The following is a 23,393-nucleotide window of genomic DNA, read 5'->3' on the forward strand; positions in this document are numbered from 1 at the left end:
TCCTCGGGCGGCTCCGTGCCTGCCCTGCCTTCAGCATAGTGCAGTCGCGCCCGAGATTCCTGACCTATACTCTCAGCAGAGCCAGGAGGGCCGGATGCCACTCACCAACGCCGCCGCTGTTGCCGTCTTTTCTCTGCTTGCCTTGGGGCTATTGCTGGGACTGTTGACCTTGGCACGCGTCTTTGGTGGACGACATCCTAGTCGCAACAAAGACATCCCCTTCGAAAGCGGCCTGGGGGCGAGCACCGCGGTGCACCCGGCCACCCCCGTGCGTTTCTATCTCTTGGCGGTATCCTTTCTCGTTTTTGAACTCGAGGGCGCTTTTCTCTACGCCTGGGCGGTGGCCTTTCACTCCTTGGGACGCTTGGCAATTTGGGGCGGCATCGTTTTTCTGCTCGTCCTTGCCCTCGGCTGGCTTTACGAATGGGCGATGGGAGGATTGCGATGGCGATGAGACAGGGACCGCTGGCCTTTTTTGCCGGTCGCCTCGATGAGCTTCTCGCCTGGAGTCGGGCGGGCTCCCTCTGGCCCCTCAATTTTGGGACTTCCTGCTGTTTTATCGAGATGGTGGCCGCGGTTACCCCGCGCCATGACCTTGCCCGCTTTGGCGCCGAGGTACTGCGCAGCTCGCCGCGCCAAGCCGATGTTTTGATCTGCTCCGGTACCGTCTTTGCCAAAATGGCGCCAATGATCGTCGAGATCTATGAGCAGATGCTCGAACCGAAGTGGGTGATCTCTATGGGCTCCTGCTCCAACTCCGGGGGCATGTATGACGTCTACAGCGTGATTCAGGGCCTTGACCAGATTCTACCGGTGGATGTCTATGTGCCGGGCTGCCCGCCCCGCCCCGAGGCCCTGATGGATGGGCTATTGCTGCTACAACGCAAGATTCGCCAGCGACCCGCCCGGGTTTTGGCGCGGGAGAGCTGATGCTGCTCGCCGAGATCTTGCAACGACGCTTTGCCGCCCAGCCCGCCGCGGACGCCCGGGATGGTCTGCCCGATTTCGTCTTGCCGGTGGATCAGATCCTGCCCGCCCTGCGCTACCTGCGCACCGAGCGGCAAGCGCCCTTCTCCATGCTTTTCGACCTGAGCGCGCGCGAGGAAACGGCAGCGGGCGAACCCCAGTACACCCTGCTCTATCACCTGCATAGTCTGCAACCAGGAGATTGGCTGCGGCTGCGCGTGCCCTTGGCCGCCGCAGAAGCGCCGACTTGTACGGAGATCTACCCCGCCGCCAATTGGTATGAACGCGAAGTGTATGATCTCTTCGGCATCCGCTTTTCTGGCCATCCCGATTTGCGCCGACTCTTGCTGAGTCCCAACTGGCAGGGCCACCCGCTGCGCAAGGCCGAGCCCATTCGCGCGACCGAGCGCCCGCCCCTGCGCGTCGAGCGCGGCTCCTTGCAGGAGGCCCTGGCGGTCTACGCGCCCGAGGAGGCGCCGGGAGAGGGCGAGATGCTCCTCAATGTCGGCCCGCATCATCCTGGCACCCACGGCATTCTGCGCTACCGACTGCGCCTGCGCGGCGAACGTATCGTCGCGGTCGACCCCGATATCGGCTACCACCACCGCGGGGTGGAGAAGATTGCCGAGGGGCATAGCTATCACAATTTTCTTCCCTATACCGATCGCGTCGATTATTTGGGCGGTGTCCTCGGGGAGTGGCCCTATCTGCGTGCCGTCGAAGCCCTGGCAGGGATCGAGGTACCCGAGCGCGCCGAGGGCATTCGCACGCTACTCGCCGAAATCTGCCGCATCGAGTCGCATCTGGTCTGGCTGGGTAGTTACGGCAACGACCTCGGCACCATGGGGCCGGCCTTTTATGCCTTTCGCGATCGCGCCCTACTCCTCGACCTCATCGAGGCATTTACTGGCGGTCGCCTGCATCCGCAGTTTTTTCGCATTGGCGGGGTAGCGGCGGATCTCCCCGAGGGCTGGCAGGATGCCCTGCAGGCGGTGCTGCGCCAAGTCGAGTCGGGCCTGCGCGATACCGAGACCCTGAGCGTCGACAATGCCATCTTTCGCGCCCGCACCCGCGGGGTGGGGCAAATCAGCCCGGCCATGGCGGAGCGTTGGAGCGCGAGCAGCATCGTCCTGCGCAGTACGGGTACGGCCTGGGACCTGCGCCGGGCGGAACCCTACGGGCTCTACCCGCGCCTGGATTTTGCCGTGCCCACCGCGACTGAAGGCGATGCCTGGAGCCGTACCTGGCTGCATCTAGAGGAGATTCGCGAGAGTATCAGCATGCTGCGACAGCTGTGCGCGCAGATGCCCGAGGGGCCGATCCTCGCCACCGACTCGCCGCTGGCCCTGATGCCCAAAGAGCGCAGCCTGCGCGACATCGAGACCTTGATCCATCACTTCGAGCAGATGGCGGCGGAATTTGGCCCGCCGCCCGGGGTCGCTCTCGGCCTCGGCGAATCGGCACGCGGCATGCTTGGCTACTTTGTGTGCAGCGACGGCAGCCCGCGCCCGCAACGCCTGCGCATCCGCACCGGCTCCTTTGCCCATGTGCAGATGATCGCGGAACTCGGGCAGGGCCTCGCCATTCCCGATTTCATTGCCGCCATTGGATCTCTGGATTATGTCCTCGCCGACCTCGATCGCTGAGTCGCTCCCCGAGCCCTTACAGGCCCGCCTGCAGGAGGCCCTGCGCCAGGCCGGGGCCCATCCCGAGGCGGCCGTCTGCGAGTTGCTGCGCCTTCTGCAGGCGGCCTACGGCTGGATCGACGATGCCCGCCTGCACCTGGTCGCTTCCCTCTGCGGCATCAGCCCGGTGCGGGTCGAGGAACTCTGCACCTTCTATCCCTTGGTCTTACGCCAAGACCCCGGGCGCCATGTGCTACGCATCTGCGACAGTATTGCCTGCCATTTGGCCGGCGCCCGCAAGCTCTTGGCGCAGGCGCAAGGGCAAAGCGGCGTGCCCCTGGGGGAGAGCAATGGCCGCTACAGCATCCTGCCCCATGTTTGCCTGGGGCTCTGCGACCGGGCACCGGCAGCCCTCGTCGACGGCCACACCGTGGTCGCTCCCCTGAGTGCCGAGGCCCTGGCCGCACAGCTCGACGCCTGGGAAGCGGAGCCATGAGCGAACGTCCACTGAGTCTGCTCTTTGCGCATCCCGACCCGGCGGACTTGGCAGCCTACCGGGGGGTGGGCGGCTACCAGGGGCTGCAAAAGGCCCTCGCCATGCCTCCCGCGGAGCTCATTGCCTTGGTGGAGCAATCCGGCCTGCGCGGCTGCGGCGGGGCGGGTTTCCCCACCGGGGTCAAGTGGCGCCTGCGCGGTCTCGATGCACCCGAGCCCCGCTACCTGGTCTGCAACCTCGACGAAACCGAGCCCGGCAGCTTCAAGGATCGCGCCTTGCTCTTCGGCGCCCCACAGCAAATCCTCGAGGGGATGCTGATTGCCGCCCATGCCCTCGGGGTACGCGAGGCCACCCTCTTCGTCCGCGGCGAATATGCCGCCGGTGCCGAAATTTTTGCCCGCGCCCTGCAGGCTGCCGAGGCCGCAGGCCTGCTCGATTTGCCCGCGGGGCCTCTGCGCCTCGACATTCATCTCTCTTTGGGCCGTTACATCTGCGGCGAGGATTCGGCCATTCTCAACGCCATCGAAGGACGCCGCCCCAATCCGCGTAAAAAGCCCCCGCACATTGCGCAAAAAGGGCTTTGGCAACAGCCGACCACGGTCAACAATGCCGAAACCCTGGCACAGCTGCCGGGAATCCTGCGCGCCGGTAGCGAGGCCTACCGTAGTTGGGGCGTAGCTGGCGGGGTGGGGAGCAAGCTCTACAGCGTCTGCGGGCCGGTGCAGCGGCCCGGGGTTTTTGAACTGCCCATGGGAACCTCCTTGCGGGAAATCCTCTACGTGCACGGCGGAGGCCCCCTACCCGGGCGACAGATCCGCGCCGTCCTGCCCGGCGGTGCCTCTACCCCCTTCGTCCTGCCCAAGGATTTCGACACCCCGATGCACTTCGATGCCATGGCCAAGATTGGCTCGCGCTTGGGCACCGGCGGCTGCATCGTTCTCGACGATCAGCATTGCCCCCTCGATTTTCTCATCGCCACCACCCGCTTCTACGCGCGGGAATCCTGCGGATTTTGCACCCCCTGCCGGGAGGGTCTACCTTTTTTATTGTGGCTCCTGGAAAAAATCGAGGCGGGGGAAGGCGAAATGCGCGACCTGGACAATATCGAGACCTTAGGCAAGGAGATCGCCCCGAATAGCTTCTGCGCCCTCGCCCCGGGCGCGCTCATGCCCCTGCTCTCAGGAATGGTGATCTTTCGCGACGAGATTGCCGCCCATGTCGAACAAGGGCGCTGCCCCTATGGAGACCGGCATGGCTGAGGTCTTTTACTTGGATGGCGAGCCCATTCCCTTCCAAGCCGGGCAAAACGTCCTCGAGGCCCTGCTGGCTCAGGGTAACAAGGCCATTCCCTATTTTTGCTACCATCCCGCCCTCGGCAGTCTGGGGGCCTGTCGCCAGTGTGGGGTCAAGGTCTTTCCCCACGACGGCAAGCATCCGCCACGGCTGACCATGGCCTGCCTGCTCCCCGCCAGCCGCGGTCTACAACTGGCGCGCGCCGAGGCCGAAGTGGAGCAGGAGCATCGTCTCATCAGCGAGCTGCTCATGCGCAATCACCCCCATGACTGCCCGGTCTGCGACGAGGGCGGGCAGTGCCACTTGCAGAACATGACCGTGGCCAGCGGCCATGCCTACCGCGCGTATTCGCCCGAGAAGCGGCGCTATCGCAGTCAGCAGCTCGGGCCCTTGATTGCGCAGGAAATGAACCGCTGCATTGCCTGCTACCGCTGCGTACGCTTTTATCAGGATGCCGCCGGGGGCGAGGATTTTGGCGTGTTTGGCTCGCGCGATCGCGTCTTTTTTGGGCGCCTCGAAGACGGCCCCCTGGAAAGCCCCCTGGCCGGTAACCTGGCGGAAGTCTGTCCCACCGGGGTCTTCACCGACAAGGTCTATCACCAGGCCTACCTGCGCCCCTGGGATCTCGAGGAAAGCAACGCTATCTGCCCGCACTGCAGTCTCGGCTGCAACACCCGCCCCGGCGCCGGGCGCGGACGGCTGCGACGCATTCGCCAACGCGCCCATGCCGAAATCAACCCGCACTTTCTCTGTGACCGTGGTCGCTTCGGTTTTCGCTATGTCGATGCCGCCGAGCGGCCGCGGAGGGCCCAGGCGCAAGGACGAAGCTTGGGCATCGACGACGCCCTCGATCGGCTGGCGGCACGACTGGCAAACGGGCGCACGGCCTTTCTCGGTTCCGCCCGGGAGGATCTCGACAGCAATCTCGGTCTCCTTGCCCTTGCCGATCTCTGCGGTGGCCCCTTTGCCGCCTTTCTCGATCCCTGGCAGGAAGCCCTCGCGCGCGAGATTCTCGCCTTACCACGCCCGCCCGCCCCGGCACAGATCCCGAACTTCCGCGAAATCCTCCTCATCGGCGCCGTGGAGCAGATTGCGCCCACCCTGCCCCTCTTTCTACGCCAGGCCCGGGAGCGCGGCGCGCAACTGCATCTCCTACGTTGCCTGCCCAGCGCCCTCGCCCGCCTGGTACAAGGCGACCAGCTCCTGCCCCCGGCGGCCTTTCTCGATGCCGCCTGGGACTGGCTCGCCAAGGCGCATAAGCACCCTTTTCTGCTCCTCATCGACAGCGAATCCATCGGCCCCGAGCTCCTGCACCTGCTGCGTCGGGAGATTCCCGCCTGGCCCGCCGGCAGCGGCATCCTCCCGGTCTACCGTCAGGCCAACTTACCCGGGGCTTCCTTCTATGCCGTCGATGGCCACAGTGCCCGCCTGCGCGCCAGCATCGCGGCAGGGCACTGCGATCATCTCTTAAGCCTCGCCCAAGACCCGCAGGAAGTGGACGGCCCCTGGTGGCGCGCCCACCCGGATCTCGACTTGAGCCTCATCGACCAGCGCCGCAGTCCATCCTGGGACGAAGCCTGGCTGGGCCTACCCTGCAGTGCCCTGAGCGAGCGTTCGGGCTGGTATTACAACGGCGAGGGGCGCCTGCAGCAGAGCGAACAAGCCTACGTCCCGGCCGAGGAACAGCGCCGGTGGCGCCCGGAACTCGGGCCTTTTCCCTTGGCCGCCGGCGGCATTTTGCAAAGTAGCGCCTTGCCTTCGCCTCTGGCCTTTTGCCAAGCCCTGGCGGAGCGCCTGGGCGCGCTCGCGGCCTGGCAGGAGCGGTACCGCTTTTACCGCGATTTTCTGGTGGGCGCGGCGGGGGCCGAGAGCTTCCTCCCGGAAGATCTGCGCGCTCGCTTTCGCCTGCACTCCGCGCCGCCGCCGCGGGCCGCAGACCGGGGCTGGACCCTGGCGCGCTGCAGTCATTACAGCGAAGAAACCCTGGCCACTGGCGCCCGCGAACTACACAGCCTGGCGCCCCTGCCGGCAGCCTGGCTGGCGCCGGGGCAAGTACGGGCGAAGGCGGTACGGCTGCACGCCGGCGACGGCAAAACCGGTACCCTGCCGCTGCGGGAAGTTCCGGATATGTGCCCGGAAGTACTCGCCATTCCCGGGGAGCTTCTGGCGGATCTGGGCCTGCGCCCCGGCGATGGCCTAACACCGGAGTGGCTCGACCCATGCTGATCGCCATCCAAGTCCTGGCCATGCTCGCCACCTTGCTCGCCCTCCTCGGCCTTGCCGGTTTTCTGGTCTTTGCCGAACGCCGGGTACTGGCACTCCTACAGAATCGTCTGGGTCCGAATCGCCTTGGGCCCTTTGGGGTCGGACAGGCCCTTGCCGATGCCCTCAAGCTCCTCGCCAAGGAGGACTTCGTCCCCCGTTTTGCCAATAGCTGGCTGTACCGTGGCGCTCCGGTCCTCGTCGCGGCCAGCGCTCTGGCCGGTTTTGCCGTACTGCCCCTGGCGCCCGGAATCTCTTGGGCCGGCACCTGGAATATTGGGCTGCTGCTGCTTCTCGCCCTCAGCTCATTGCATGTGTATGGCGTCTTCCTCGGCGGTTGGTCGTCCAACAACAAATTCGCCCTCTATGGGGCGATTCGGGCGGTGGCGCAGCTGATCAGCTACGAACTCCCCCTCGGCCTTGCTCTCCTTGCCCTGGTCCTCCTTGCCGGCAGCCTCTCCCTGCAGGGGCTTGGGCAGGCTGGCAGCGGGCTCCCCCTCATCGTCTATCAACCCCTCGGCTTTCTTGTTTTTGCGATTGCCGGGGTGGCCGAAACCCAGCGTCTGCCCTTTGACCTCGCCGAGGCAGAAAGCGAATTGGTGGCGGGCTACCACACCGAGTATGGCGGCATGCGCTTCGGCTTCTTCTTTTTGGGCGAGTATTTGGGTCTGGTGCTGATCGCGGCCCTCATTGCCCTGCTCTATCTGGGTGCCTGGAGCGGGCCTTTCTTGCCCGGCTGCTGCTGGATGCTCCTCAAGACGGCGCTGGTGATCCTGGTCTTTTTTTGGATGCGCGCAAGCCTCCCGCGGCCACGCTACGACCAACTGCTGCATTGGGGCTGGAATGCGCTTTTGCCCCTGGCCATCCTCAATTTGTTGCTGACCGCCCTGGCGGCGGCCTGGTTGGGGACGCCATGAAGCTCTGGCGCCGCTTCTTTGCCAGTTTCTGGACGACCCTGCGCCAGTTGCCGCGCCGCGATACTCTCTCCTACCCAGAGCAGCAGCCCCAACTCGGCCCACGCTGGCGCGGGCGGCCAGTGCTCACCCGCGATGCCGATGGCGAGGAACGCTGCGTCGCTTGCGAGCTCTGCTCTGCCGTCTGCCCGACCCAGTGCATCGCCTTGGGGGGGGCGGATCGCCCCGACGGCCGTCGCTTCGCCGAGAGTTTCCGTATCAATTTTGCGCGCTGCATCTATTGCGGGCTCTGTGAGGAGGCCTGCCCGACCTTGGCCATCCAGCTCTCGCCAGAATTTGCCTTTGCGCAGAGCGAGCGCGGCGATTTTGTGTATGGCAAAGAGGCTCTGCTCATCGATGGCCCGGGCAAGCACCCAGACTATCGCTACTACGACCATGCCGGGGTGCGCATCTGCGCCCTGCCGCCGGCGGCGGCCGTCGACCCGCGGAGCAATCTGCCATGATCGCTCTTGGCCTGCTGCTCCTCGTTCTGCTCGCCGGCTTGCTCCTCGGCGTTCTGCTCTTGCGCGATACCCTCCATGCCGTCGTTGCCGTGGCGGCCGCCCTGGGCGTCCTCGCCATCCTATTCTATCTACTCGGCGCGCCGTTTTTGGCAGCCATGGAAATCCTCCTCTATCTCGGCGCCATCCTCGTGCTCTTTCTTTTTGCCCTCATGCTCCTCGGCCCCGAGGCGCGGGCGGCAAGCGCCAAGCGGAGATGGCGGCATGGCTGGCCCTGGGCTGCCCTGGTACTGCTGGCCTTGGCCCTGGCGCTGGCCGCCTTGCTCTGGCAAGTGCCGGTCATCGACGAGCCGATCCAGGCCATTACCCCGGCACGCCTGGGTCATGCCCTCTTCGGCCCCTCCCTCTGGTGGAGCGAGGCGGTGGCCGTCCTGCTCTTTGTGGTGATTGCGGCGGTGCTGGTTTTGCATGCCGGGGAGGACAAGCATGATTGAGATCGCGCTGGCCGCTGCCACGCTACTCTTTTTTGCCGGCCTCGCCCTCATTCTATTGCGCCGCAGCCTGATCGTCTGGCTCCTCGGCGCAGAACTACTCTTCAATGCCGCCCTGGTGGTGGCATTGGCGGGGGCGGTACGCTGGCATTCGCCAAGCGGGCAGGTCCTCGCCCTCTTCCTCATGGCCTTGAGCGGGGCTGCCCTGGCACCGAGTTTGGCGCTGCTGCTGCGGGTCAAGCGCGAACTTGGCACGCTCGAGGTCGATGGCTTGCGTTTGCTGCGGGAGCGGGAGGCGCAGGATGGCTGAGTGGCTCTTCTTGGTGCCGGGCTTTCCGCTCCTCGGCGCCCTCCTCAACGCCCTCTTTGGCGAACAGCTCGGGCCGCGCTGGTGCGGGCGCTTGGCCGCCACCATGCCCTTGTTCGCCTCCCTCCTCGTCCTCGCCTTCTGGCTCCGGGGCACCCAACCCGCCATCGTCGAGCATCTCTGGACGTGGATGGCGGTAGGGGATTTGCACATCGACATCAGCCTACGCCTCGACGATGTCAGCCTGGTCATGGTCAGCATCGCGAGCTTCGTCGGCTTTCTCATTCATCTCTTTTCCCAGCAGTATTTGCGCGGGGATTACGGGGAGCGACGCTATTATTTCTATCTCAATCTCTTTGTGGCGGGGATGCTCGTTCTTGTGCTCGCCAACAATCTGCTACTGCTCTATCTCGGCTGGGAGACCGTGGGGCTTTGTTCGTATGCCCTGATTTCCCACTGGTACCGGGAGCCGGGCAACGCCTGGGCGGGGCGCAAGGCCTTTGTCGTTACCCGTATTGGCGATACCGCTCTGCTGCTGGGCATCTTTCTGCTCTTTGCCCGCTACCATACCCTGAGCATCCCGCAGTTGCTGCCGCTGCTGCAAGCAAGCCCGGCGCCGGTTCTCCTGCCCGCAGCGAGCCTGCTCATCCTCATCGGTGCCTATGCCAAGTCGGCACAATTTCCCTTCCATGTGTGGCTACCCGACTCCATGGCCGGGCCGAGTACGGTTTCGGCCCTGATCCATGCCGCTACCATGGTCACTGCCGGGGTCTATCTCTGTATTCGTCTACAGGGGCTTTTTGCCGCCGTACCCGGCATGCTCGAACTCATCGCCCTCCTCGGTGCCTGGACCGCCTTCTATGCCGCCTCCTGCGCCCTTGCCCAAGTCGATGTCAAGCGCGTGCTTGCCTATTCCACCATCAGTCAACTGGGCTACATGTTTCTTGCCGTCGGCATCGGTGCGCCCAGCCTCGGGCTTTTTCACCTGCTCGTGCATGGCTGCTTCAAGGCTCTGCTCTTTCTGGGCTCCGGCAGCATCCTGTTGATCTATGCCGATGACCACGACATCCGCCACATGGGTGGTCTCAAAAGCCGTCAGCCTTTTCTGCGCTGGACCTTTCTTGCCGGCATCTTCTGCCTGGCGGCGGTACCGTTGGTTTCGGCAGCCTTTTACAGCAAAGATGCCATCATCGACGCCAGTTTCCTGGTTGCCGGTGGCGGCCTTCCCTACGCCCTCGCCCTGGCCGGCGCGCTGCTGACGGCGGCCTACGCTTTTCGTTTGTATTTCATGATCTTCGAGGGCAAGCCGGTGGAGCTCGAGCGCCCCTACCAGATGGGTTGGGGCATGAAGCTCCCCCTGGCGATTTTGGCGGCGGCGAGTATCGGCATCGGCTGGCTGCAATTTCCGCCAGGCTGGCCTGGACCACATCTCTGGGTGCCTTGGCTGGCGCCAGAACTGGGCCTGCCGCCGCGCCCGCTGGGTCTCGAGGGTCTCTTGCTGACCCTGGCCGGCGCCTCCGTCACCTTCCTCGGTATCGGTATCGGCTACTGGGCGGCGAAGCGCGAGCGCGCCGGTCGGGGCTTTAGCCGCTGGCGCTTTTTGGCCACGGGGTGGGGTATCGATGCCGCCTTTCTGCGTCTCTTTCCGGCACCTTTTTATGCCCTGGGCAGATTTCTGCGTCGTGGCGTCGAGGAGATTGGGATTCAGGGCTTGGCGCAGGGGGGGCTCCGCGATGTTCTCGGTCTCTCCGCCAACGGGTTGGCGCGGGGGGAGAATGGTCTGGTCAGTAGCTATGCCCTTGGCATGGTTCTTGGCCTCTTCCTTCTCCTGCTCCTGATCTGGACTTGGCCGGCATGATCGTCTCTCTGCTCATCCTGCTGCCTTGGGCCGTTGCCCTCGGGCTCAGTCTGGCCGGGCGGGCGGCCTGGGCCTTGAGCATGGCCGCGGCCCTGGCAGAGATCCTCCTCTGTCTGCCGCTGCTCGCCGGTAATGCCTCTGTCATCGCCGCCATCCATCTACCCCTACTCGGCGATCTCTGGGATTTGCAGAGCAGCCCGCTGGCCAACCTCTTTGCCCTGACGACGGCGCTGCTGCTTCCCCTTTCCCTCAGCCTGGAGCGGCGTCAGAACAATGATCTGCATCTGGCGCGGATCCTGGCGGTACTGCAAGGCGCCTTGATGGGCACCTTTTTTGCGAACAATTTTCTGAGCTTCTATGGGTTTTATGAGATCGTCGCGGTAGCGGCTGCCTGGCTCATTCTGCGTAGCGGCGCCCAAGACCGCCGTGCCGCCCTTACCTTTTTGCTCTATACCGTAACGACTTCGCTCTTCCTGCTGCTGGCCGTCTTGCCGGTGTACCTGGATAGCGGCAGCCGCACCGGTTTTTATGATTTCTCGTGGTTGCATCTGACCGGTAGCACCCTGGCCGCACCCACACAATGGCTGCTCTTTTTGGCTATGGTGGCGGGGCTCGGGGTAAAGCTTCCCCTGTTTCCGCTGCATGGCTGGGCGCGCGCCGCCTATGTGCAGAGCGCGCCGGCGGCGGCGCTCTTTCTTTCTGGTGCAACGGTATTGGCGGGGGTCTACGGCCTCTGCCACTGGGCGGTGCCGCTGCTGCCCGGGGGCGCCCTGCTCTTTCGACCCGATGGCATCGTCCTCGCTAGTATCGGCACCCTGTATGGCGCCTTTCTCGCCCTGAGCACCAGCGATCTGCGGGAGACCATCGCCTACAGCAGCGTCAGCCACATGAATCTCGTTGCCCTCGGGCTCTTTGCGCTGCAGGAACAGGCCTGGAGTGGGGCGCTCTTCTTGAGCATCGCCCATGCCATTCTTGCCGGTGGCCTCTTTGCCCTGCTGGCGATGCTCGCCGCCCGCGGGCTGGCAAGCAACTGGGAGGAGCTCGGTGGACTTTTTCGTCCCCTACCGCGCCTGGGTGCCTGGACCCTCTTCTTTTTTCTGATGGCCTTGGGTCTGCCGGGCCTGGGCAATTTTCCGGGGGAATTTCTTACCCTGCTCGGTAGTTTTCAGGTTTCTCCCCTCTGGGCCGGCATCGCCACCCTAGGCATGATCATCAATCTCGTGGTTTTTTTGCGCGCCTACGAGCGCAGCATGCTCGGTCATCTGAACCCACGTCTGCCGCTAGCGATTGCCGACCTCGATCGCCATGAATACTGGATTTTTCTACTCCTGGCCGTCACCAGCCTGTATCTCGGGCTGCATAGTCAGAGCCTGCTTGCCGACTTTACCCAACTATTACCGGTGCATGCCCCGCTGGTGCTAGGAGGCGCGCATGGCGCTTGACCACACCCTGTGGGCCCCCATTGCCGTCGCCCTCGCCGCCCTCTTGGCCTTTTTCCTGGACCTGCACCCCGCACTCGGGCGACTCGCTCCTTATTGGGGGGCGCTAGCCAGCCTCGCCGCCACCGCCTTGGTACTACATGCCCGCCTGCAACTGGGGGCGGGATTCTATTGGGACAGCAGCGCCAGCATTCTCGGCAGCTATCTCGGCCTGGCCAGCGCCGCCGTTTTCTTGGTCTTAGCCCGCCACCCCTTGCTGCGGCGCCTACCCGGGGCATTTACCGGCCTCTGCCTGAGTGTGCTGCTCGGTGCCTTGCTGTTGGTGGGCAGCGACGAGCTCCTGGGCATTTTCGTTGGCCTGGAATTACAGGTGCTGCCCTTCTTTGCTCTTTTTGCTTGGCCTGGCAGCGCGCGGCACAGCCTCGAAGCGGCAATGAAATATGCCCTCCTCGCCGCCCTCGCTTCGGCCTTTTTCGGCCTCGGTATCGCTTTGATTTACCTCGGCAATGGCGACCTCGCCCTGAATCCGCCCCTTGGCCCCTTGGAAGGCACCTTTGCCGCCCGTCTGGGCTTTCTTTTGCTCCTGGCCGCCCTGGGATTCGAGTTGGGGGTAGCGCCCTTTCACGCCTGGGTCGCAGACATCTATGCGGGAGCGCCAGTCCCTGCCCTGCTCTATTTGGGGGCAGTGGCTAAGGTGGCCATCATGGGGTTGCTGATCAATCTTGCCGGGGTTTCCGGGGCTTGGCTGCTGCCTTATCTCGTCCTCGCCGCTTTCAGCATCATCGTCGGCAACCTCCTCGCTTGGCGCAGCGCAACGCCACGGCGGATGTTGGGCTATTCCGCCGTTGCCCATGCCGGCTATTTTCTCGCCGCTTTGGCGGCCGGCCCCCTGGGGCTCATCGTTGCCACTTTCTATGCTCTGGTCTACGGGCTGATGCATCTCGGCGCTTTCGGTGCTCTACTGAGCCTCCCCGAAGATACGCAGGGACTGCCCTGGCGCCATCTACGCCAGCAAGCCCCGCTGGCTGCGGGCCTCCTTGTCGTGAGTCTTTTCTCCCTGGCGGGAATGCCGCCCACTCTGGGCTTTTTTGTCAAGCTCGGGGTCCTGGTGGCGGATGTCGAAGCGCGGCGCTGGGGGCTCGCCATCCTCGTCCTGCTTGGTAGCGCTCTCTCCTTTGCCTACTACTTGCCGAGCCTCTGGCGCCATCCACCGGAACAACGCAGTCTCGCCCTCTGGCAAAGCCCTGGGCTACGCCTGTATGCTGCCGCCGGTATACTCCTACTCGCTTTGGGGTGGCTGTTGTTGCCGTTGTTTTTTTCCGTATGAGAATTCCAGTTATGGACCGTTGGCCGAGGCCGCTGCTGCCCGTTGGGCTGGGCGCGGCCTTTGTGATTTGGTTTGGAATTTTTTGCGGCTACTATTTTTTTGGCCGTGGTCTGGATCCCATCTCCGGCACCCTTGCAGACACTCTGGTAAACTGGGATGCCAAGTGGTACCTCGACATTGCCCAAAACGGTTACAGCTATCAACCAGATTCTCCGGCTGGGCAAAACATCATCTTTTTCCCCCTCTACCCCCTCCTGCTCGCGCTCGTCGGCAAAATCCTACCGTTTGCCCTCGCGCCTCTGGGAATTTGCCTGGCCGCGGGTAGCGGTGTGTTGTCACTCGTTCTCTTCCATCGCTTTGCCGAAGACCATCTCGACACCTCGCAAGCGGCAGCGGCTACTTGGTTCTATGCCCTCTATCCGGGCGCTTTCTTTTTTGCAAGCGTCTATCCAACGGGGCTGATCAATGTGTTCGCTCTCCTCGCCCTCCTCGCTTGGCACCGGCAACAGTCATATCTCTCGGCATTCTGGCTGGGCCTCGGGAGCGCCTGCGGCCCTCTCTCGGTCTTTTTTGCCTTCGCCCTCTGGGTGATCCTCGCTGCACAGGCTTGGCACGCGCGCCATTGGCGCAGTCTCTTGCCCTCCTTGCTGCGCGGCTTGCTTGCTTGTAGCGGGCTTATAGCATTCATCGTCTACCAAGCAGTGGCCTTTCATACCCCCCTCGCCTTCATCGAGGGCCATGCCTCGTATTTGGGAGAGCTGAGCGCGGGCGAGAAACTCTTGAACATTCTGCAGTTGTATCCCTTTTACGGCGGCGACTTCACCCCGCTGTGGCAGGCCTTGCAGGGCGAGAACACCCTCCTCAATCCGGCACGCTCGGTGTACTTTTTTTTCAATGCCTTCTGTTTGGGGGCCAACTTACTTGCCCTGCTCACCTTTCTTTGGCGACGCGAGTGGGCCTGGACCTGGATTTCTCTGGTCTTGATTGCCGCCTATTTGTGGTTTCAGGGGGCCTCGCAGGGACCTGTTTCCACCTATCGCTTGCTCTACCTGAATCTGCCAGTCTTCCTGCTCGCTGGGCGCTTGCTCCCGTGGCGCCCCTTGTGGGGACGCCTCTTGCTTGGCACCAGTGTCGTAGCGCTATTTCTGCAGTCCGCCTTTTTTGTTTCCGGCCACTGGGCCTTCTAGCCGAAGCGTCGCTGGCGCGATTAGCAAAGCTTATAGCTTAGCGTGCGGCCGAATCTGGCTTGGCGGCGCAAGCGTTGCAATTGACAAAGCACACCCCCTTGCCTAACCTATAAAAAAAGGCGATGAAGTCCGCCTGGAACCGCCCCCTGTGGCTAATGACTTCTACCGGTCCCGCAAAACGGGAGGTAGATTGTTTTTATCCGAAACAAGGGGGAGGTATGCTGCAACAAATCGTGCTGCAAGTTGCTCAGGTTCTTACGGTCCTGCTCCTTGCCCCGCTCTTGCATGGATTCATCGTCAAGATGGAAGAAAAGGTCCAGCGCGGCCAGGGGCCTTCCATCTTCCAGCCCTACCGGGATCTCTGGAAACTCTTCCACAAGACACAGTTGGTGCCGGAGACGGCAACCTGGGTGTTTTTTGCTGCACCGGTGCTGGCCTTTGTGGCGATGATGATCGTGCCCATGCTCATCCCGGTCCTGACCAACTACCCGCTGCCGCTTTCGGACATGGGCGATATCCTCGGTGGCGGACTGATCCTCACCCTGGGCAGTTTTTTCATCCTCCTCGCCGGGTTGGATACCGGCCAGCCCTTCGGCGGCTTGGGCTCGAGCCGGGCGGTCATGCTTGGCATTCTCGCTGAGCCAACCCTGATTTTGGTCTTTGTTGGCATCACTTTTCTCGACCACTCCATGCTGCCCTTCGTCGCCAACCACCTTCTGGCGCAAAATTCCGTAGCCTACTGGAGTCCGTCGCATATTTTTTTGATTTTTGCCTTTCTCATTCTGCTGACCGTGGAGACCGACCGCCTGCCAATCCATTCTACGATCCCCTACGAAATCTACATGATCGACGAGGCGAGAATCCTGGAGTACTCGGGGCCGCTGCTCGCCTTACTCAAATGGGCGAGTTGGATGAAACAGTTCATTCTCTACACCATCTTTCTCAATGTATTTCTGTTTCCTTGGGGACTTTCGGTGCGTGGCAATTTTGGCTCGGTAGTGCTCGCCTTGCTTATCATTCTGGGCAAATACGGGCTGCTTGGACTCTTCATGGTAGTGGTCGATACGATGCAATCGCGTCTGCGATTCTATCGCTATCAAGAGCCTCTGGCGCTTTCTTTTCTCTTTGCCGTACTCGCCATCGTGGCAGATCAACTGTAGGAGCCGGCCATGCTGATCTTCCATCTCGACCCCTTGGCCAGCTCCCTGTTCAGCCTGCTCGCCATTCTTGCCTTGGTGCTCTCGTTTGTAATGCTGGGCTCCCACTGGTTGAAAAATCATGTCTATGCCTTTGCCGCCGAGTCCTGGGTCATTGCCGCCATTTCCGCCGCCATCGGCTTTTACGGGCACTACCCCGAGCTCTACCTCATTGCCGCCCTTTCCGCCCTCTTTCGCGGTACCCTGCTGCCCTACCTGGTGCTGCGCTTGGTGCGGCGCCTCAACATCAGCCGAGAATTCACCCCTCTGCTCAAGCCCTCGTCGAGCATGCTCTTGGGGGCGGTCATGGTGATCTTTTCCTATGAAGTCGCCCGGCGGCTGGGCATTGCCCTGAACTTGGTCGACAACATTGCCGTGCTTGCCCTCACCTGCATGTTCAGCCTCAAGCTGATTGGCTTTTTGATGATGATCCTGCGCTCCGAGGCGATCAGCCATATCCTCGGCCTTTTGGTGATCGAGAATGGCATCTTCTTGGGCTCTCAGATCATCGTACCGGGCATGCCGGCCTTGCTCGAACTGGTGATCATTTTTGATCTGGTAACCATCGTCATGGCCTTTGGGATGCTGGTGCGCTATCTGCAAAGTCATGCCGGCACCACCAGCAGCCGCGGGCTGCAAAAATTGGTGGGCTGAGCCATGGTCAACTTTGATGCCCTGATCGCCGCCCTCTGGACGGTGCCCAGCGCGGCCATCGTCGCCATACTGGCGATTCGGCGCCCGCGTTGGGGAGAGTTTCTCAATTTGCTGAGCGCCTTCATCGTCTTTGCGCTGACCCTCGCAATCCTCGTCGCCGCCCCCGATGCGGCCTGGGTGGGTGGCAGTCAATATCTCCTCCTCACCCCGCTTGGGGCTTGGGTGCTCTTTTGTGTGGGGGTGGTGTACCTCCTCGCCTCCATTTACGCCATCGGCTATATGCGGCTGCTGCCCGAGGAAGAGCCGCGCCTGCATAAGTTCTATGCCTTGCAGGCGGGCTTTGCCCTCACCATGCTCGTTGCACCCCTGATGAACAATCCCGGTATTTTCTGGATTGCCATCGATTTCACCACCATCGTCAGCGCCTTCCTGGTCGGCTTCGAACGCGAGGCGGAATGCATCGAGGCGGCCTGGAAATATCTCATCGTGGTCTCGGCGGGCCTCGCTCTCGCCCTCCTCGGCATCATCCTCTTTTACTGGGGCGGCACCTTTAGCCTTGGGCCGACTTACGCCCTCACCTGGGCAAATCTCCGCGCCACGGCTCCCAAGGTTCCAGAAACGCTGCTCTTCTTCTCCTTTTTGTTGACCTTGGTGGGCTTTGGCACAAAAGTTGGCCTTGCGCCCATGCATACCTGGCTGCCCGATGCCCACAGCGAGGGTCCAGCACCGGCCTCGGCCATGCTCTCCGGCGCCTTGCTCAACATCGCGCTATTGGGCATCTACCGGTTTTTGGCCATTGTCGATGCCGGCGGCTACGGCGGCATTGGTCATACCGCCTTATTGGTGCTCGGGGTATTTTCCCTGGCTGTTGCCGGGCTTTTCATCGTCCGCCAGGATGGCGCCAAGCGTATGCTTGCCTATTCTTCTTTAGAGCATATGGGGGTGCTGGCCATCGGTTTTGGCTTTGGCGGGCCCCTAGCCTTTGCCGGAGCCCTCTACCATATGCTCAATCACTCCCTCACCAAGTCGTTGATGTTCTTTGGTGCCGGTAACATGATGCGCGCCTACGGAACGAAATTCATGAGCCAGATGCGCCGGGTGTTGCGCTATTATCCCTTCTCCGGGGGTATCTGGCTGCTTGGCGCCGTCGCCATTACCGGCGCGCCGCCCTTCGGCCTCTTCTTGTCGGAGCTGACCATCCTCCGCGGCGGCATCCTGAGCGCAAACCCGTGGGCGGTTTGGGTTATGGCGGCATTGCTAATCCTCATCTTTACCGCTTTTCTGAACCATTTTCGACGGATGATCTGGGGCCCAGAGCCGGAACCTGGCGCCACGCCCAGCCTCCGACTTTCGGCATGGAACATCTTACCTATGCTCTTGGCCTTCGTTCCCATTCTCGTTTTGGGTCTTTGGTGGCCCAACGGCCTGTGGACCTTCTTTGTCGCCGCCTTTCGGGTAGCCCCATGAGCCCGGCACTCTTTGCTCCAGCGGCAGAAATCCGCCAGGTAGAGCCCGCCGCACTCGAAACGACGGCCCAAGACTGCCTGACCCAGGGCATGCGCTTCCTCTGCGCCTGGCACGACTGGGAGGATGATCTCTGCGTGCTACGCTACCTGTTGAGCCGCCCCGGCAATCGTCAATTTCTCCTGCTCGAACTGCGCGGACACCGGCAGCTGCCCTCCCTGGCCCGCAGCGTACCGCTGCTTGGCTGGTACGAGCGGGAGATGCAGGAGCTGGGCGGGGTAACGTTCACGGATCATCCCGAGCCCTATCCCTTGGTGATTCACGAGGGCTACCGAATCGATTCCCCACCCCTGGGGCCCGAAGCCGAGAGCGGCCAAATGCACGGCGCCTATGCGCCCCCCACCATGCCGGAGCTGCGCAACGATCAAGTGCAGGATCTCTATTGGGGGCCGGTGCGCGCCGACTTCGTCGAGACCGGGGAGTTTCACTTCTCCTATATCGGTGAGGCCATCCTTCATTATCATCCGCGGCTCTTCTACAAGCATCGCGGCTTGGAAAAACGCTTTGTCGGGCTGCGCCCGGAGCAGGCCGTCTTCCTCGCCGAGCGCGTTTCAGGGGTGGGCAGTGTTTGCCATGCCCTCGCCTATTGTCAGGCGGTCGAGGCTGCCTGGGGCATCGAGGTCCCCACCCGAGCGCAGTTGCTGCGGGTGATCCTCGCGGAGCTCGAGCGCCTCTACAATCATTTTCACTACTTCGGACTCCTGGCCAAGACCACTACCCTGAAGGTGGCATCGGCCGAGGGGCTGCTCCTTGAGGAGCGCGTAAAGCAGCTGAACGGACGTCTCAGCGGCTCCCGCTTCCTCCGTAGCCTGCTCTGTGTGGGCGGATTGCGCCGGGATATTGCTGCAGAACATTTGGGACGCGAACTCGAACCGCTCATCTACGAGGCCGATGCCTACCTGCAGGCGCTGCACAGCACCGCCAGCCATCTCGATCGCCTGATGGGAACCGGGGTATTACCCCGGCAGGCCGCCTTCGACCAGGGTGCCACCGGCCCCGTCGCCCGCGCTTCCGGCCTCGATCGGGATCTGCGCCGGGATCATCCGTACGCGGCCTACGGCAAGCTCCGATTCAACGTACCGGTGCGCGAAAAAGGCGATGCCATGGCTCGCGCCGAGGTGCGTGCCGAGTCCCTGCGCGAGGCCTTCGCCCTGATCGTGCAGGCGGCGGGACGGCTCAAAGCGGGACCGATCCGCACCGAGTTTACCGTACCCGTCGGTGAACAGGCGGGGCTTGGTTGGACGGAGTCACCGCGCGGCTCCTTGCTCTATGCCGTACGGATTCGCGACGGACGACTACAGCGGGTAAAGATCAAATCGCCCTCGTTTTCCAACTGGCGGGTCTTTCCCCTGACGGTACACGACACCAACATGATGGACTACGCCATCAATGAGGCCAGCTTTGGCTTGACCATAGCCGGTTGCGATCGCTAGAGGGGGACGAGATGCCATTTTGGACCTGGGCAGGAATCAAGGCAGGGCGAGCGAGTACCCAATGGCCTGCGCGCGGCCCGGATGGGCAAGAAGGGGTACTCGGTATGCCGCGCTGGCAGCCCGAGGCCTGTCAAAATGACTGTCAACGCTGCGCCGAGAGCTGCCCCACCCAAGCCATCCAACGGCGGGGAGAAAACATCGTCATCGATTATGCTCGCTGCATCGTCTGCCAGAGTTGTGTGGAGAGCTGCCCCGAGGGTGCCCTGCAAAGTTCGGGAGACTGGGCTTTTGCCGTTCGTCGGCGCGAGGATCTGCAATGGCAGGCGGCCGTCGAAAGTGAGGACGGTCGGATGCTACAGCAAAAAATCGCCCAGAGTCTGCGGCGTAGCCTGCATATCAAGCATGTCGATGCCGGCTCTTGCAACGGCTGCGAGTCGGAAATCGCTGCCCTTGACAATCCCTTTTACAATCTCCACCGCCTTGGCATTTTCTTTACCCCTTCGCCGCGCTTTGCCGATCTGCTCCTGGTAACCGGGCCGGTGACCACGACCATGCGCGATCCCCTACTGGCTACCTGGGAGGCGATGCCCGAACCACGTCTGGTGCTCGCCGTCGGGACCTGTGCGGTCTCTGGGGCGCCGATGGACGCCGGCTATGCTGGCGGTACCGGGCTGGACGGCCTTTTGCCCGTGGATGTCTGGCTGCCGGGTTGCCCGCCCAACCCCGCTGCCCTCATCCATGCGCTGCTGCTTTTGCTCGCGCGGCAGCCGCAGCGAGTGCAAGGAGGTCGCTATGTTGACTAGTTTTGCCGTCGCCGTAGTTTTCCTACTTCTCACCATTCCCCTGGGTCTTCTGCGCCTAGGCGGACTCGCCCGCCTGAGTCTGGTGGCAGGCACCTTGGCCGTCCTCGCGGGCTGCTTCCTGGCCGTACCAGAGACTCACGCGACCGCCGTCCTGTGGTCGCTGAGCGCCGAGCAGGTATCCTGGCATCTGCAAGCCGCCGCCGCTTGGGTTTTGTTCTGGGGGGCACTGGCCGCCCTCGCCGCCTTTCTTTCGCCCTGTCGCGCCCGTCGTCCCGGTCTCTGGTATGCCGGTGCCGCCGTCGCCCTCCTCGGCAGCCTCGGGGTGGCCGGTCTGCAGGAGGGAATCGCCTTTCTCATCGCCTGGGAATTCTTGAGTTTTGGCGGCGCAATCCTCCTTCTCGCCGACGGCGCGGCTCCGACCGAACGCTCCGGCCAGTCCAATCTCTATATGCTCGCCCTCCTTGAGATCGGTGCCGTGGCCCTGCTGCTTTGCCTTCTGCTGCTGGGCGGGGGCAACACCCAATTCTCTGCCTGGCCGCAGAGTTGGGCAGCGTATGGTGGCAGCGCCTTTGGCATTGCCGTGCTCTTTTTGATCGGTTTTGGCGCCAAGCTCGGGGTCCTGCCCTTTTATGAGTGGTACCCTGGCGCGTATGGCAGCGGTACCGGTGCCTCGGGAGCCATACTCTCCGGCATCGTCCTCAACGTTGCCTACTTTGCCCTGGGACGCAGCCTACTCGCTTGGTTGCCCGTGTCTGCCGCCACCAGCACCGGCATCCTCCTCGTCGCTGTCGGGAGCGTTTCCGCCATCCTTGCCATCCTCTATGCCTTTCAGCAGAACAACTGGCGCCGTCTCCTTTCCTTCTCGACCGCGGAAAATGCCAATTTGGCAATAGTCGCCCTCGGTGCCGCCTCCCTCTTTCGTGCCGAAGGCTTTGTCGACCTCTCTACCCTGGCCTGGACCGTCGGTCTGATCCACCTGGGTGGCCACAGCCTTGCCAAGGGTAGCATGATGTTGGCGGCGGATCGCGCTGCCGATGTTCAAAGCGACTATCGCATTGCGCAAAGTCGGCTCCTGGCCTTGGCCCCCTGGACCCTGGGCCTGGGGGCGGCGCTGGGGGCAATGAGCCTGGCGGCAATGCCGCCAACCGCAGGATTTGCCAGCGAATGGTATCTTTTCCAGACCGTTTTCCAGGATTTCCATTTGCAGAATACGGCAGCCCGACTTGCCCTCGCCCTGGGCGGGGCAGGATTGGCGCTGACGGCGGCCATCGCCCTGGCAACCATGATCAAGGTCTTTGGCATTGGTCTGCTTGGCGGAAGAACGGAAAAGATGCAGAAACGGCCGCAGGGGAGCTGGGCGGTGCTCTTCCTCGGTCTGCTGGTCCTCTTCTATGCGGTTGCTCTGCCTTGGACCCTGCACTGGCTGCACTTTGCCAGCTGGCCGGCAGATCCAGCGGCGGTGCGCGCGATGACCCGCGGCGCCTTCCTCGTCCCCCTGCATTTTCACTTTGCCTTCATCTCGCCGCCACTGCTCTTGCTGGTCGGTCTGCTTCTCGCCCTGCTGCCTCTGGGCCTTTTGGCTTGGAGCCATCGGCAGCAAGGGTGCCGAACGGTACCGGTCTGGGCCCACGGTTTGCGTCAGGTTCCCGCCGACAATGCGGTCACCGCGCTGGCTTTTTCCAATGCCTTGCGGGTCTTTTATAGCTTCGTCTATCGCCCCAAAAATCAAGTACAGCGCGCCTATCAGGAACGCGAGTATTTCGTTCGCGAGCTACATTTCAACTATAGTGAGGCCCCCTTTTTTGGCCCTTGGCTCTTTCGCCCCAGTGTGCGCCTGATCCAAATTTCGGCAGACCGTATCGGTCTTGTGCTACAAAATGGCTCCCTCAATGCCTACTTGGCCTATATCGGGATTGTATTACTATTGCTGTTTGCGAGTGTTTTCTTTATTGGATAAGGAGAGTAACGGATGTTTGCCACTTTCGGCTTCATAGCGCTCTTCGCCGTGCTCGGCGCCTGGGCCCGCTATGGCCAGTCTCTGTTGGTGCAAACGGTATTTGGCCGCAATTTTCCGTGGGCAACCCTGAGCATCAATGTGCTTGGTTGCTTTCTCATGGGCTTTCTTTTTTTTGAGACCCTGGAGCGTATTTCCCTGATGCCAGAACTGCGCACGGGAATGCTCACCGGCGGCCTCGGCGCCTATACTACTTTTTCCACCTTCTCTCTGGAAACCTTGGTGTTATTTGAAAATGGCGAGCCTGCCAAGGCTCTTTTATATATGTTTTCTTCCCTGTTTCTTTGTGTAGCAGCGGCCTTTGCCGGTGCCTGGATATCGCGCAGCATTTGAGAGGTGAAACATGACGACCGTTTCCGTAGTACGGGTGTATATCAAGGAAGGCGACAAACACGATGGCCACAATCTCATGGAAGAAATCTTCCGCATGCTGCACGATCAATACAAGGTACACGGGGTTACGGCCTTTCGCGGTATTGCCGGTTTTGGCAGCAAAGGAACCGTTCATGCCGACGATATTCTCCGCCTGAACGTGCATTTGCCCTTGGTGCTGGAGTTCTTCGACGAACCCGAGACCGTAGATGCGGTCATGCCGCACCTGCAGGAGTTGGTGCCCGCCAACCATATCCTGCGCTGGGAAGCGGAGTGCGGCTGCTAGTGAACCACCACTACTGCCCGCTCTGCTACGCCGAAATTCCGATCGGCGCGGAAGTTTGCCCCGCCTGCGGGAGGAATATCGAGAGCTGGGAGCGCAACACCCCCTATTTCGACCGCCTGCTTTGGGCCTTACGCAATCCGCACCCCGAGGTGCGTATGGGCGCCATCCTCAGCCTGCAGCACCAGGGGCGCAGTGAGGCCGCTCTACCCCTTGCCCAATGCGCGCTGCAGTCGGACGTCGACGTCGTACAAGGACTGGCGGTAGTGGATGCCCTGCGTCAGCTGCCCGATGGGGCAGACAAGGCAAAAGCGCTGGAGTTGCTGCGCGAGCATCCCGCCCACAGCGTGCGTGAGGCGGCTCAGCGCACCTCGCTCGAGGGCGCTGGGTCCGCGGGGCATCGAGACAACGCCGAATGAAAAAAATGAATGGGCTCTATACTGAAAGAG

Annotated in this window: 23 protein-coding genes and 1 riboswitch; all 23 genes read left to right on the top strand. The window is 62.5% G+C overall.

Annotated elements, in window-relative coordinates; genetic code table 11:
- Positions 1–94 precede the first annotated feature (94 nt).
- The 23 genes from RTI30_RS01595 (at position 95) to RTI30_RS01705 (ending at position 23,363) form a co-directional block, all read left to right on the top strand.
- Positions 95–454, top strand: a complete 360-nt coding sequence (locus RTI30_RS01595) for an NADH-quinone oxidoreductase subunit A (protein WP_312261645.1) — start codon at positions 95–97, stop codon at positions 452–454.
- Positions 424–930 (top strand): NADH-quinone oxidoreductase subunit B, encoded by a 507-nt coding sequence (locus tag RTI30_RS01600; RefSeq protein WP_409449670.1) that lies wholly within the window; start codon positions 424–426, stop codon positions 928–930. The genes RTI30_RS01595 and RTI30_RS01600 overlap by 31 nt, the downstream gene beginning before the upstream one ends.
- Positions 930–2,612: an NADH-quinone oxidoreductase subunit D gene (locus RTI30_RS01605; protein ID WP_312261648.1), complete on the top strand. Its 1,683-nt coding sequence runs from the start codon at positions 930–932 to the stop codon at positions 2,610–2,612. The genes RTI30_RS01600 and RTI30_RS01605 overlap by 1 nt, the downstream gene beginning before the upstream one ends.
- The gene (locus RTI30_RS01610) at positions 2,587–3,087 is read left to right on the top strand and encodes an NAD(P)H-dependent oxidoreductase subunit E (RefSeq protein ID WP_312261649.1); all 501 of its coding nucleotides are present in this window, start codon (positions 2,587–2,589) and stop codon (positions 3,085–3,087) included. Before RTI30_RS01605 ends, RTI30_RS01610 begins: the two co-directional genes overlap by 26 nt.
- Positions 3,084–4,346: an NADH-ubiquinone oxidoreductase-F iron-sulfur binding region domain-containing protein gene (locus RTI30_RS01615; protein ID WP_312261651.1), complete on the top strand. Its 1,263-nt coding sequence runs from the start codon at positions 3,084–3,086 to the stop codon at positions 4,344–4,346. Before RTI30_RS01610 ends, RTI30_RS01615 begins: the two co-directional genes overlap by 4 nt.
- On the top strand, positions 4,339–6,606 hold the full coding sequence (locus tag RTI30_RS01620) for a 2Fe-2S iron-sulfur cluster-binding protein (protein WP_312261653.1): 2,268 nt from the start codon (positions 4,339–4,341) through the stop codon (positions 6,604–6,606). The genes RTI30_RS01615 and RTI30_RS01620 overlap by 8 nt, the downstream gene beginning before the upstream one ends.
- Positions 6,600–7,559: an NADH-quinone oxidoreductase subunit NuoH gene (gene nuoH / locus RTI30_RS01625; RefSeq protein WP_312261654.1), complete on the top strand. Its 960-nt coding sequence runs from the start codon at positions 6,600–6,602 to the stop codon at positions 7,557–7,559. The genes RTI30_RS01620 and nuoH overlap by 7 nt, the downstream gene beginning before the upstream one ends.
- Complete coding sequence (gene nuoI, locus RTI30_RS01630; RefSeq protein WP_312261656.1) at positions 7,556–8,059, top strand: NADH-quinone oxidoreductase subunit NuoI; 504 nt, start codon at positions 7,556–7,558, stop codon at positions 8,057–8,059. The genes nuoH and nuoI overlap by 4 nt, the downstream gene beginning before the upstream one ends.
- The gene (locus RTI30_RS01635; protein ID WP_312261658.1) at positions 8,056–8,550 is read left to right on the top strand and encodes an NADH-quinone oxidoreductase subunit J; all 495 of its coding nucleotides are present in this window, start codon (positions 8,056–8,058) and stop codon (positions 8,548–8,550) included. The genes nuoI and RTI30_RS01635 overlap by 4 nt, the downstream gene beginning before the upstream one ends.
- Positions 8,543–8,857 carry an NADH-quinone oxidoreductase subunit K gene (locus RTI30_RS01640; protein ID WP_312261660.1) on the top strand — a complete coding sequence of 105 codons (315 nt, stop codon included), beginning with the start codon at positions 8,543–8,545 and terminating at the stop codon, positions 8,855–8,857. Before RTI30_RS01635 ends, RTI30_RS01640 begins: the two co-directional genes overlap by 8 nt.
- The gene (gene nuoL, locus RTI30_RS01645; RefSeq protein ID WP_312261661.1) at positions 8,850–10,712 is read left to right on the top strand and encodes an NADH-quinone oxidoreductase subunit L; all 1,863 of its coding nucleotides are present in this window, start codon (positions 8,850–8,852) and stop codon (positions 10,710–10,712) included. Before RTI30_RS01640 ends, nuoL begins: the two co-directional genes overlap by 8 nt.
- Positions 10,709–12,154, top strand: a complete 1,446-nt coding sequence (locus tag RTI30_RS01650; protein ID WP_312261663.1) for an NADH-quinone oxidoreductase subunit M — start codon at positions 10,709–10,711, stop codon at positions 12,152–12,154. The genes nuoL and RTI30_RS01650 overlap by 4 nt, the downstream gene beginning before the upstream one ends.
- A complete protein-coding gene (locus RTI30_RS01655) occupies positions 12,144–13,478 on the top strand; it encodes a proton-conducting transporter membrane subunit (protein WP_312261665.1) in 1,335 nt (444 codons plus the stop codon). The genes RTI30_RS01650 and RTI30_RS01655 overlap by 11 nt, the downstream gene beginning before the upstream one ends.
- A gap of 11 nt (positions 13,479–13,489) precedes the next feature.
- A complete protein-coding gene (locus RTI30_RS01660; protein WP_312261667.1) occupies positions 13,490–14,665 on the top strand; it encodes a mannosyltransferase family protein in 1,176 nt (391 codons plus the stop codon).
- Between the two features lie 109 nt (positions 14,666–14,774).
- A riboswitch (Fluoride riboswitch) is annotated at positions 14,775–14,837 on the top strand.
- 46 nt (positions 14,838–14,883) lie between these two features.
- Complete coding sequence (locus RTI30_RS01665) at positions 14,884–15,825, top strand: NADH-quinone oxidoreductase subunit H (protein WP_312261668.1); 942 nt, start codon at positions 14,884–14,886, stop codon at positions 15,823–15,825.
- A 9-nt stretch (positions 15,826–15,834) separates the two neighbouring features.
- On the top strand, positions 15,835–16,515 hold the full coding sequence (locus RTI30_RS01670) for a hydrogenase (RefSeq protein WP_312261670.1): 681 nt from the start codon (positions 15,835–15,837) through the stop codon (positions 16,513–16,515).
- 3 nt (positions 16,516–16,518) lie between these two features.
- Entirely contained in the window at positions 16,519–17,982 is a 1,464-nt protein-coding gene (locus tag RTI30_RS01675) for a proton-conducting transporter membrane subunit (RefSeq protein WP_312261672.1), read from the top strand.
- The gene (locus RTI30_RS01680; RefSeq protein ID WP_312261673.1) at positions 17,979–19,472 is read left to right on the top strand and encodes a nickel-dependent hydrogenase large subunit; all 1,494 of its coding nucleotides are present in this window, start codon (positions 17,979–17,981) and stop codon (positions 19,470–19,472) included. Before RTI30_RS01675 ends, RTI30_RS01680 begins: the two co-directional genes overlap by 4 nt.
- An 11-nt stretch (positions 19,473–19,483) precedes the next feature.
- A complete protein-coding gene (locus tag RTI30_RS01685; protein ID WP_312261675.1) occupies positions 19,484–20,275 on the top strand; it encodes a 4Fe-4S binding protein in 792 nt (263 codons plus the stop codon).
- Positions 20,265–22,232 (top strand): proton-conducting transporter membrane subunit, encoded by a 1,968-nt coding sequence (locus RTI30_RS01690; RefSeq protein ID WP_312261676.1) that lies wholly within the window; start codon positions 20,265–20,267, stop codon positions 22,230–22,232. The genes RTI30_RS01685 and RTI30_RS01690 overlap by 11 nt, the downstream gene beginning before the upstream one ends.
- A 12-nt stretch (positions 22,233–22,244) precedes the next feature.
- A complete protein-coding gene (gene crcB / locus RTI30_RS01695; protein ID WP_312261678.1) occupies positions 22,245–22,622 on the top strand; it encodes a fluoride efflux transporter CrcB in 378 nt (125 codons plus the stop codon).
- 10 nt (positions 22,623–22,632) lie between these two features.
- A complete protein-coding gene (locus RTI30_RS01700) occupies positions 22,633–22,947 on the top strand; it encodes a DUF190 domain-containing protein (protein ID WP_312261680.1) in 315 nt (104 codons plus the stop codon).
- A complete protein-coding gene (locus RTI30_RS01705) occupies positions 22,935–23,363 on the top strand; it encodes a HEAT repeat domain-containing protein (RefSeq protein ID WP_312283316.1) in 429 nt (142 codons plus the stop codon). The genes RTI30_RS01700 and RTI30_RS01705 overlap by 13 nt, the downstream gene beginning before the upstream one ends.
- The last annotated feature ends 30 nt before the right edge of the window (positions 23,364–23,393 follow it).

The sequence above is a fragment of the Candidatus Igneacidithiobacillus taiwanensis genome (assembly GCF_031962545.1).
Lineage (GTDB): Bacteria > Pseudomonadota > Gammaproteobacteria > Acidithiobacillales > Acidithiobacillaceae > Igneacidithiobacillus > Igneacidithiobacillus taiwanensis.